This window comes from Streptomyces sp. NPDC007205 (genome assembly GCF_040634095.1).
GTDB lineage: Bacteria > Actinomycetota > Actinomycetes > Streptomycetales > Streptomycetaceae > Streptomyces.
Window position 1 is genome coordinate 1 of the sequence record NZ_JBEYEW010000078.1, and the last position, 10779, is coordinate 10779.

9 protein-coding genes and 3 pseudogenes are annotated in these 10779 nt (G+C 66.9%); all 12 read left to right on the forward strand.

The window, feature by feature from the left end:
• Positions 1-227: hypothetical protein (locus tag ABZ624_RS40475; protein WP_360100240.1), on the forward strand; the 227-nt coding region annotated here is incomplete at its 5' end.
• An 18-nt stretch (positions 228-245) separates the two neighbouring features.
• Positions 246-416 (forward strand): annotated as a pseudogene (locus ABZ624_RS40480) (IS6 family transposase); the annotation flags it as partial.
• A 702-nt stretch (positions 417-1118) separates the two neighbouring features.
• A pseudogene (locus ABZ624_RS40485) lies at positions 1119-1743 on the forward strand (1-deoxy-D-xylulose-5-phosphate synthase N-terminal domain-containing protein); the annotation flags it as partial.
• 142 nt (positions 1744-1885) lie between these two features.
• A pseudogene (locus tag ABZ624_RS40490) lies at positions 1886-2215 on the forward strand (flavodoxin-dependent (E)-4-hydroxy-3-methylbut-2-enyl-diphosphate synthase); the annotation flags it as partial.
• Entirely contained in the window at positions 2212-3303 is a 1092-nt protein-coding gene (locus tag ABZ624_RS40495) for a polyprenyl synthetase family protein (protein ID WP_360100243.1), read from the forward strand. The pseudogene ABZ624_RS40490 and the gene ABZ624_RS40495, both read left to right, overlap by 4 nt.
• The gene (locus tag ABZ624_RS40500; RefSeq protein ID WP_360100246.1) at positions 3300-4340 is read left to right on the forward strand and encodes a 4-hydroxy-3-methylbut-2-enyl diphosphate reductase; all 1041 of its coding nucleotides are present in this window, start codon (positions 3300-3302) and stop codon (positions 4338-4340) included. The genes ABZ624_RS40495 and ABZ624_RS40500 overlap by 4 nt, the downstream gene beginning before the upstream one ends.
• A gap of 65 nt (positions 4341-4405) precedes the next feature.
• The gene (locus ABZ624_RS40505) at positions 4406-4612 is read left to right on the forward strand and encodes a hypothetical protein (RefSeq protein ID WP_360100249.1); all 207 of its coding nucleotides are present in this window, start codon (positions 4406-4408) and stop codon (positions 4610-4612) included.
• A gap of 13 nt (positions 4613-4625) precedes the next feature.
• Positions 4626-5306 carry a terpene synthase family protein gene (locus ABZ624_RS40510; protein ID WP_360100252.1) on the forward strand — a complete coding sequence of 227 codons (681 nt, stop codon included), beginning with the start codon at positions 4626-4628 and terminating at the stop codon, positions 5304-5306.
• Entirely contained in the window at positions 5303-6979 is a 1677-nt protein-coding gene (locus ABZ624_RS40515; RefSeq protein WP_360100255.1) for a prenyltransferase/squalene oxidase repeat-containing protein, read from the forward strand. The genes ABZ624_RS40510 and ABZ624_RS40515 overlap by 4 nt, the downstream gene beginning before the upstream one ends.
• A 145-nt stretch (positions 6980-7124) precedes the next feature.
• Positions 7125-7769, forward strand: a complete 645-nt coding sequence (locus tag ABZ624_RS40520; protein WP_360100258.1) for an ABC transporter ATP-binding protein — start codon at positions 7125-7127, stop codon at positions 7767-7769.
• 893 nt (positions 7770-8662) lie between these two features.
• Positions 8663-9616, forward strand: coding sequence for a phytoene/squalene synthase family protein (locus tag ABZ624_RS40525; protein WP_360100264.1), 954 nt, complete (start codon positions 8663-8665; stop codon positions 9614-9616).
• A 579-nt stretch (positions 9617-10195) separates the two neighbouring features.
• Positions 10196-10663 (forward strand): hypothetical protein, encoded by a 468-nt coding sequence (locus ABZ624_RS40530; RefSeq protein ID WP_360100261.1) that lies wholly within the window; start codon positions 10196-10198, stop codon positions 10661-10663.
• Positions 10664-10779 lie beyond the last annotated feature (116 nt).

Genomic DNA, 10779 nt, shown 5'->3' on the forward strand with positions numbered 1-10779 from the left:
CCAGTTCCCCGCAACCGGACACCCAGCTCGTGCCCTTGAGACCGTCGCACAACACGCTCCTGGCCCCGGACACCGCATGCCCCATGAACACGCTGACTTCACTCGAATTGGACAACAGGGTCATCGAGACGTCCTACAACCGCCGCCGACTGCGCAAGCACAAGGTCTTCGGCTACCTCACCCCGGCCGAGACCCGACAGCGGCACCAACACGACCTCGCGGCATAAGGATCGAGTGTCCAAGATCAGGGGGAAGCTTCACCCGGATACGCCCAGAAGTTCTTGTCCGCGTTCAGCGGGATCTCACCGCACTTCCGACCCCGACGCCACCTGTTCACCGCCTCTGGCTGCCGGGCCGAGATGACCGAACGCTTCACCACCTGGTGCCAGATCACCGACTGCGCAGCGACCGCCTGAAGCAGCCGTCACGATTTCAGCACGCCTCAACTATTCATTTGGCACCACAAGTTGACAGTGCCCAAGCGGTACTGGGAAGGACGTGCCATAACTCGACCCTCTCAAATGATCGAGTCCCTACCGAACCCGGAACGGTTCAGTCTCCGGCAATTGCAACTACGGGGACGAAGGGTGTCGCTCGTCGGGGGAAAGGTCCAGGACCAGGACGTGGCACAGCCTCGTCCGGGGGCAATGCCCTCGCCGGTGTGTCCGGCCCGGCACCTTGAGCCGGTCGTTCAACACGTTCACGCACTGCCTGGGCCAGGGGGTAGGCGAGGGGAGTGAAGGAACGCTTTCCTTGGCAACAGCAGCTTCACTGAGCACTCCGCCCTTACGTGCGCAGACGCTCCTGGCCCGGTCGCCGGTCCGTTGCCTGCCTGCGGGGTCTGTGGGTGCCGACGCGGCTGACGCTTTTGGGTGGCTGAGTGAGTCGGCTTCCTCACCGCACTTGTCAGCGCGATGTGAAGCCCCTCTGTACCTGCGGAGGGTGAATCCCCAGCTCCCAGTATTGAGGTGATCGGAGAAGGACCCGTTGTCGGCACGGTTCTCGTCCTGGTGGCCGATGAGGCCGTCGTCGCACCTGCAGAAGGCCGCGTCATTGTCCGGCAGGCCTCGCACCGCCGAATCCGTTGCATCATCCCCCATCGCTGTGAGGACCACACGATGACCGCTCCCACCACGGACTGCCACCCGAGATTTCATGAGGCATCAGAATTCGCTTTGCTGTTCGCGACCGACACCCCCCAGGCTCTGCGCTCCCTTCCCGAGGAGCGGCTTGGTGAACTCGCCGAGCAGCTCCGTGCCTTCCTGATCGAGAAGGTCAGCGCAGTGGGCGGGCACCTGGGCTCGAACCTGGGCGTCGTAGAACTCACTTTGGCTTTGCATCGTGTCTTCGACTCTCCGCACGACACGCTGCTGTTCGACACGGGTCACCAGTCCTATGTCCACAAGCTGCTCACCGGCCGCGCGCGCGACTTCGACCAGTTGCGTCAGGTCGGGGGCGTGTCGGGGTATCCCAGCCGTGGTGAGTCCGAACACGATGTGATCGAGAATTCGCATGCCTCCACCGCACTGGCCTACGCCGACAGCCTGGCCAAGGCCCGGCAGCTGACCAGCGAGGGAGAGCGGGCCGTGGTCGCCGTCATCGGGGACGGGGCCATGACGGGCGGCATGGCGTGGGAAAGCCTTGAACAACCTCGGCGGCGCCCCCGACCGGCCGGTGATCGTCGTCCTGAATGACAATGACAGATCTTATGCGCCCACCATCGGAGGCCTGGCCGACCACCTGCAGCGGCTACGCGGTGGCGCCGGCGACAGCCTGGACTGGCTCATGCGCGCCCAGGAACGCTCTGCCGGCGTGCCCGGCCCTCTGCCTGTGGCCCGTAGCCTGTTCGAACTCCTCGGCTTCGCCTACCTCGGCCGGCTGCCACATCCTCCAATCCCTGGGATTGCGTCCCAGAAAACTGGAGATCGTCTCCTGCCCGGGCTGCGGTCGCCTCCAAGTCGACAACCACCGCCTCGCCGCCCAAGTCGAAGCGGCCTTCGACGGCTTCCCCCACCCTCTGCGCATCGCCGTCATGGGATGCGTCGTCAACGGCCCCGGCGAATCGAGGGAAGCCGACCTCGGCGTCTCCTGCGGCAACGGCAAAGGCCAGATCTTCCGCCATGGCCAGGTCATCAAGACCGTCCCCCAATCCAAGATCGTCGAGACGCTCGTGAGCGAGGCTCTGGAGATGACGGCGGGAGATGACGTCTCATGACGCTCGTGCCCTCGGTGGTCGATGAGATCGACCTGCCCGAGGCCCAACGCCGTATCGAGGCGATCCTCAAGGAATTTCTGCACGCCAAGGCTTTGGAAGCCACAGCGCACGGCATGCCGCCACTGGCGGCGTCCGCTCTGTCCGACTTCTTGCACGCCGGGGGCAAACGCCTGCGCCCGATGCTGTGCGTCCTGGGCTGGCACGCCGCAGGCGGCGCTGCGGATCCTCCCCCGGCTGTGCTGCAGGTGGCGGCCGCACTTGAGATGTTCCACGCTTTCTGCCTCATCCACGACGACGTCATGGACGCCTCCGACACCCGCCGCGGCCGGCCCACCGTCCACCGCGCCCTGGCCGGCCACTACGCCCATAGCCGCACCCGACAACACGCCGCCCGTCTCGGAGACGCCGCCGCCATCCTCACGGGCGACCTCGCCCTGTGCTGGTCCGACGAACTCATCCACACCGCCGGACTGAACGCAGGCCGGCTGACTCGGATCTTGGCCGTGCTGCACGTGATGCGCACCGAAGCCATGTACGGCCAGTACCTGGACATCACCACCACCGGCACCCCAAGCACCGACCTCGACCGCGCACTGGCGATCACCCGCTACAAAACCGCCAAGTACACCGTCGAACGGCCCCTGCACCTCGGCGCCCTGCTTGCCGGAGCCGACGACAACCTGCTCACAGCCCTGACCGACTATGCCCTCCCCCTGGGCGAAGCCTTCCAACTCCGCGACGATCTCCTCGGCGTCTTCGGCGATCCCAGCGTGACCGGAAAGTCGCGCCTGGACGATTTGCGCGAGGGCAAACACACTGCCCTGGTCGCCATCGCTCTGCGTGATGCCACCCCCCACCAGGCAGAAGTGCTGCGCCGCCTGCTCGGCCGCCCGGACCTCACCGAGGACGACGCCGCCAGTATCCGCGACATCTTCACCGCCACCCGTGCCCGTGCGCAGGTCGAAGACCTCATCAGCCAACGCCGGGAGAACGCGTTCCGTCTCCTGGACACCCCCACCGTGATCACCCCGTGCGTCCTTCCGCACCTGCGGCACCTTGCGAACGCCACCACTCGGAGGACAGTGTGAACGCCCTCGACAAGCGTGTTCTGTTGGCCGCGCCCCGCGGGTTCTGTGCCGGCGTAATCCGCGCCATACAGACTGTGGAAGCAGCGCTCGAACGGTACGGCCCTCCCGTCTACGTCCGCCATGAGATCGTCCACAACAAGCATGTGGTCAGGACGCTGGAGAAGAAAGGCGTGGTCTTCGTCGAAGAGGCCGCCCAGGTGCCCGAGGGCGCCGCCGTGATCTTCTCAGCACATGGCGTCGCACCAGCCGTCCACGAAGAGGCAGCCCGGCAGAACCTCACCACGATCGACGCGACCTGCCCGCTGGTCACCAAAGTCCACAAGGAAGCTGTCCGCTTCGCCCAGCAGGACTACGACATCCTCCTGGTGGGCCACCAAGGCCATGAGGAGGTGACCGCAACCCTCGGCCACGCGCCCCACCGCATCCAGTTGGTCGACGGCCCCGCCGATGTTGCCCACATCGAGGTCCGCGACCCGCGCAAAGTGGTGTGGCTGTCACAGACCACGCTCTCCGGGGACGAGACGATGGAGACGGTGCATGCGCTCAAGGAGAAGTTCCCGGGCCTGGTGTCCCCGCCCAGCGACGACATCTGCTATGCCACGCAGAACCGTCAGTTGGCCGTGAAGCAGTTGGCCGCCGAGGCCGAACTGGTCATCGTCATCGGCTCACGCAACTCCTCCAACTCCGAACGCCTGGTCGACGTCGCCGTACAAGCCGGCGCCAACGCTGCCCATCTGGTGGACTCAGCCGACGAGATCGACGAGGCCTGGCTTCAGAGCGTGACCACAGTTGGGGTGACGTCGGGTGCCTCGGCGCCGGAGATCCTCGTCGAGGGCGTCCTGGACTGGCTCGCCGCGTGGGGATTCACGGACGTGTCCACGATCACGGCCGCCAAGGAGTCGCTCACTTTCTCCCTGCCCCAAGAACTACGCACCGACCGGCGCGTGCAGGCCCCCACCCCACGGGCCCGAACTCGGCGGCGCTCGCCGCCCGACGAACCATGCCGTCTGACCGACGTCCACACCGACTTGCGGTGACCGGACACCGGCCCTGTCGCTCCAGCTCCACCCATGGGACCGAACTTCTCGGAGAGTGACCAGCGATGTACCTGTTCTCCAGCGGTCATGACGATCAGCACCTCAATGAGGCGCGTGCGATGGGTTTGACTGTGGCGGTCGTGATCAAGAGTGCGCGCGATCTCGAGAAGGCCTGTAAGTCCTATCCAGGTTTGTTCAACGCCAAGCCCCTGGACTCCACGATGTGCGCGGCTATCCTGCGCCAACACATTCAGCTCGCCCGGGGCCAGTAGCGAAGAGCTGCGGGTGCTCAACCGGTCAGTGCTGTGGCTCTTCGCACTGGACTGGCTGATCGACCACCTCGCCGCCACCCAGTCGGAGGTGGACGGGATCGTCCAGCGATGTCTGGCCGTGGCGGACGGTGAGCCGCCCGACGAAACGGACGAACTTGCTCGCCTTCTGGCTGAGATCCGCAGCGAAGTGGCCGAGACGCCCGGCTTCACAGTGTGGGGTTCGGTCTGGCGTACCGAACTGCGGCGTGTGCTGGAGGGCGCGGCACGGGAGTGGACGTGGAAGACGGGTAGCCGGGACATGCTGCCCACCTTTGAGGAATACCTCGAAAACGCTGACAACATCGGCTCAGCCTGGGTCAACGTCTCGCATTGGATCGCCACCGCGGACCCGCAACACCTGCAGGACCATGCAGAACCGCTACAGGACGCCAGCCGTGAGGTACAGCGTCTCCTGCGCTTGCTCAACGACCTCGCCACCTTCGACCGGGACGTGCACTGGGGTGACCTCAACTGCCTGATGCTGGGCGTGGACCGGGACACGGTGAACGCCCGCATACACGCCACCGTGAACCGCTGCAAAACACTCATCGCGCCCTTGAAAGCGAGATTCCCGCAGGCGGCGGTCTACCTGGAGCGGCAGATGGGGTACAGCATGGGCTTTTATCAGAACAGCGACTACTGGGGATCGCTGTGAGTGCTTCGCGCCGCGTATCCGCCGCTGCCCAGGAGGCCATCAGTACGGCGGCGGACGACATCACGGCGGCTGCGCGGACAGTCGTCGGCGGGCTGCTGAGACACCCCTGGGGTCAGTCCTCTGCCTCCGTCTACGAGACCGCACGTCTGGTGGCCCTGGCCCCCTGGCTGCCCGGACACACCGAACGGCTGCGCTTTCTGCTCAATGCTCAGCGGCCAGACGGCGGCTGGGGAGCCCCCGACCCAGGCCACGCCCTTGTTCCGACTCTCAGCGCGACCGAAGCCCTGCTGGCCACCCTGCGCACCCAGGGCTCCCACGACGGCATCACACACACAGAGCTGGCCCGCGCAGCCGGTCAGGGGCTGGTCCTGCTGAACAGCTGGCTGCACGGCAGGGAGCCGCTGAGCCTGCCAGACACAACTGGAATCGAACTCATCACATCGTCGCTGACCGCACTCATCACCGAGCACGTGGAGGACCTGCACGACAAGCCGCACTGCGCCTCGGCGCTACGTGAGAGCGCCGGCCCACTGCAAGCACCCTGCGCCCCGGGGGCCGATGGCGCGCTCACGACGATCAGGAACCGGCTGACGTCCGGCCAGAGTCTGCCCGGGAAAATTCTGCACCTGTTGGAAGTAGCCGGCAGCGCCGCAGAGCAGGCAGCCGGGGTCCGTCCCACCCTGATCGGGACCGTGGGCGCCTCCCCGGCGGCCACCGCCGCCTGGCTGGGCACCGCACCGCCACCGGACCATCCCTCGCGTTGCTACCTGGAGGCAGCCGTGGCTCAACACGGCGGGCCTGTCTCCGTTGCTGTGCCGATGACGCACTTCGAGCGGGGATGGGTACTGCACTGGCTCGCCCGCGCCGGCGTCCCGCTCGCTGTGCCACCGAGGCTGCTCAACGAGTTGCGGGCCGCCGTGGGACCGACCGGCGCGGCCGGTGGGTCAGGGCTCCCCACCGACGCGGACACCAGCGCCGGAGTGCTCTACGCCCTCTGCCTCTGGGGCGTCCCGCGTCCACCTGATCTGCTCTGGCAGTACGAACTGGACACGCACTTCTGCACGTGGCCCGGCGAGGACGGTCGTTCGGTCACCACCAATGCCCATGTCCTGGAGGCTTTCGGCCAGTACCTGAGCGTCTCCCGCAACGGGCGACTGACGGACCGATATGCCACGACCACAGCCAAAGTGTCGCGCTGGCTGTGCACCCAGCAGTACGACGACGGGCACTGGGAGGACCGCTGGCACGCGTCCCCCTACTACGCCACCGCTTGCGCCACGCTCGCACTGAACCGTTTCGGCGGTACGGCATCCCAGCCGGCGGTGGAACGAGCCCGCCGGTGGGTTGTGAACACGCAGTGTGCGGACGGCTCCTGGGGAGGCTGGGCGGGCACCGCAGAGGAAACCGCATATGCACTGCACATCTTGGCACTCAACGGGCCCAGCACCCATCCACGCACGGCGGAAGCCATAAGGCTCGGCACACAGTTCCTGCGTTCTGCCGTGCGTACGGACCCCGTACATGGCGGGAGCGCCGCGGGTGCGGAACCGCCGCCGCTGTGGATCGACAAGGACCTCTACCACCCGACCGCCATCGTGCGGTCCGTCATTCTCGCTGCACTCCACCTTCACGGCGGAAGGCCCGCATTCGAGGAGACAGGCCCATATCTTTGAGCGCAAGGTTCAACACATTCACGCTCTCGTGCTTTCGCGCTCTTCCCGTTGACGCTGCTGAATCAGCAGGATGGTCAGCCGGGGCGCTGTCCCTGGTTGTCCTATTCGTGTCGACGTCTGTGGGGCGTTACAGAAAGGCGGGGTGATGGGCCGGGGCGCGCTTGTGGTCGAAGACGTGTGGAAGTCCTACCGTCGGCGACGCATATTGTGCGGGGCCTCGCTACAGGTGCCGACCGGGACCTTGGTGGGCGTGGTCGGAGAGAACGGAGCGGGCAAGTCCACGCTGCTACGGATCATCTGCGGGCAGCTGACGCCCGATGCCGGGGCGGTGCGGCGGCCGAATCGACTGGGGTACTGCCCGCAGCACGTGGTACTCGACGAGACACTCACCGTCGACCAGCACTTGCGGTTCTTTCAGGTCGCCTACGCACTGCCCCATCTGCGTCGGGCGCGAGAGCTGCTGGAGGTGCTGGGCTGTGCGGAATACCGCGGCGAACGGGTGGGAGTGCTCAGCGGAGGAACGCGCCAGAAGGTGAATCTGGTGCTGGCACTGATGCATGACCCGCCCGTTCTGGTACTGGACGAGCCGTACCAAGGCTTCGACTGGCAGACGTATCTGCGCTTTTGGGAACTGGCCGGTAAGCTGCGTGGGCGCGGGCGCTCGGTGCTCGTGGTCTCCCACATGGCCTACGATATGGACCGCTTCGACGAAGTGGCGGAGCTCCGCGACGGCACGGTCCGGCCATTGCGTGGTGCTGCTGCCCCTGCGGAAGCGGCGAGAGCGCGGTGAGGCGCGCAGGACAGGCGTTTGCCACTGCCTGCTGGTTCGCCCTGGTCGGCCATGCGCGCAACCGACTGGCCCTCGTACTGGCCGTATTCTTCGTTCCTGTCTGGATCTGGCTGGTGCGCGCGGTGACCTACACCGTCCCCGTCCGGTTCCTTGTTCCCGCGCTTGGCGGTCAGTTGACCGTCGACTCCAATCACATGAACCAAATCACCGCAGCGCTGAACGCGGGTACCCTGACCGTCGGCTTCATGATGTTCCTGGCTACCTTCAAGGCCGGGGAGCTGGACCGCCGCCTGGTGCTGGCCGGCTTTCCTCGCGGACCGCTGCTCCTGGCCAAGGCCGTCGGCCTGATAGTGATCGCGGTGGCGATGGGCCTGTACTGCTCGGTGTTCCTGTGCCTGTTCTGGGCCGTGCAGCAGCCCGGCCTGCTGGTGGGGGCCACAATCGTCTCCGGGCTCGTCTACGGCAGCATCGGGATCATGCTCGGGGCGCTACTTCGCGGCGAGCTGGAGGGAATGTTCCTGGTCATCATGACCAGTCTCATCGACGTCACGCTGCAGAACCCGAGTGCGGCCCACGGTGGCCAGCCCGGAACGTGGGCGCTGCCGCTGTACGGGCCGCTGCAGCTGTCCATCGCCGCGGGCTTCACCCACACCGCTCCGTTGCGCTACCTGCTCCACGGCCTCATCTGGTCGGCGGGCGCCTGTGCGATGAGTCTCGTGATGTTCTACGCGCGCACCTGGTCCTACCCGAGGGCCTTCCTGGTGCCGGCGCCCGAACCTGCGGACGAGGAGAGGACGCGCTCGCCGGAGATCCCATCCGTGGCGCCGACCCCTCCGAACAGCCCACGCTCCTCACGCCTCGTGGCCGCCCACCAGCCCCCCGGAGGTTTCTACATGATCCGCCGGGAACTGGACGCCGCCGGCATCACCGACCCAGCTCTGCGTAGCGCCTACACCACGTGCCGCCACATCAACGCGCGGCAGGGCAAGTCCTTCTTCCTTGCGACTCGTCTGCTGCCCACCCATCTCCGACCCGCAATGCACGCCCTGTACGGCTTCAACCGGCGGGCCGACAACCTCATAGACGACATGCACAGCACTGGCACTGCCGGCGAGCGCGCCAGAGCCCTCGACCAACTGCAGCAACAACTGAGTGCCGGGCTACGCGGTGAGCGTGCCGATGACCCGGTGGTCCGGGCGGCAGCTCACACCGCCGCCCGGTATGCGATCGACCACCAGTACTTCACCGACTTCATCACCGCCATGCGCAGCGACCTAGAGGTCACCGACTATCCCGACTACGACGCGTTGCGTGTCTACATGCACGGAGCCGCCGTCACGATAGGCCTGCAAGCCATGGCGGTGTTGGGCACCGTCGTGCCCGCCCCGGAAGCAGTTCCCTACGCGACTGCCCTTGCCGAGGCCTTCCAGCTGACGAACATCGTGCGCGATGTCGGTGAGGACCTCGACCGCGGCCGCATCTACCTGCCCACAGACCTCCTCGCCGCACACGGCGTGGACCGCGGTCTGCTCGAATGGAGCCGCCGCACCGGCCAAGAGGACCGGCGGATCGGCACTGCCCTGGAAAGTGCCGCGGAACTCGCCCGCTCCGCCTATCTCGAAGCTGCCCCGGGCATTGCCCTGATCGATCCTCCGTCCCAGCCTGCCATTCGCACGGCCTCCATCCTCTACGCCGGCATCCTCGACAACGTCGCCGACCAGGGCTATACCGTCCTCCACCGCCGCGCCGTCCCTGGCCGCCGCCGGCGCATCAGCATCGCACTCGGCGTCCTCGCCCGGGTCGCCGCAGCCCGCGTCCACCCCCGCACGGCGGGCATCCGTCCGTAGAACAGCGCCGGGCCCGCGCCGGCGTCCTCCTCTGATGACGGCGTGAGCAATCTTGAGGGCAAGGCGCCAGCTGTCCGCGCGGGCTGGCTGTTACCTGCGGCACCACACTCGACGTGGCCGGAGCCCCGCCCCACCGCTCTTCGATACTCCGGCTCAGAGCTTGAGCGCCTCACCCTTGCGGAACACGTTGAGACGGTGATGCAGTCCCGGAGGCCGGGTGACACTTCTTGGGTGACGGTGACGTCAAGAGGCCTTACCGCCGGCCTCCGGTTGTGACAATCGCCGTCTCTTTCTGACGGCCCGCCCTCCACCACCATCACGATGACCACCCTCTCGACCGCTGGCTCCAGCAGTGACGGGCAACCCCCTGCCAGCGAGCCGGGGTGGGGCGGGGCCGCTTTGTCAGCGTGGGCGCGTACCGTGGACCGCCACCACGAACTCGCAGCAGGAAACCATGCCGCCCTCTGTAGAACAGTCCGCCGCCGCCCCGGCCACGCCGCTCGTGCAGCGTCGGCCGCAGCGGTCAGCCGTCCGTCACGGCCAGGCATGGTGTGCCGACTATGGCTGCACCCGCGCCGAGTGCCTCAGGCGGCACGCCGGGCCCGCCGCCAACGCAACCAGGACCGCCTGCGAGGTCTCCCCGCCCGTGTCCCGCCCTATGCCGCCGCCCGATGGGCTGCCCGGCTGCGCGAGCAGGGCATGTCCGCACAGGACATCGCCGACAGGGCCGGCCTGTGGGTGACGCTGGTCCGCCGCCTGCTCCGCACCCCAGAACAAGGCCAGGCGGCAGGGCACATCGCTCGCAGCACCGCCGACGCCATACTCGGTATCCCGCTTTCCGCCCGCCGCGCACCCAGCACCCCGGGCCTGACCGGCTCCGCCGAAACCTCCCGGCTGCTGGCTGACTTGGCACGGGCCGGATGCCTGCCGCCGTACTCGCCCTGCGACTGGGCGTCAACGCCCAAACAATCGCCGAAGTCCGCGGCAAACGTCCTCGCCTCCATCTCGATCTCGCGCTACGGATTCGCCGCCTGCACCGCGAACTGATTGGCCTCGATCCCCTCAGCAAACCGTTTTCATCCTGTCCTGCTGGGGTGAAGGTGCAGGTCAGCGGGTGTGGGGTGACGAGACGAGGCTCCTGGTCGTTGCGGTGGTGTTCTCTA

Excerpts from the sequence above, each read along its gene's own strand:
- ABZ624_RS40495 (WP_360100243.1), top strand. The coding sequence starts at position 2,212 with ATGACGCTCGTGCCCTCGGTGGTCGATGAGATCGACCTGCCCGAGGCC.
- ABZ624_RS40505 (WP_360100249.1), top strand. The coding sequence starts at position 4,406 with ATGTACCTGTTCTCCAGCGGTCATGACGATCAGCACCTCAATGAGGCG.
- ABZ624_RS40520 (WP_360100258.1), top strand. The coding sequence starts at position 7,125 with ATGGGCCGGGGCGCGCTTGTGGTCGAAGACGTGTGGAAGTCCTACCGT.
- ABZ624_RS40525 (WP_360100264.1), top strand. The coding sequence starts at position 8,663 with ATGATCCGCCGGGAACTGGACGCCGCCGGCATCACCGACCCAGCTCTG.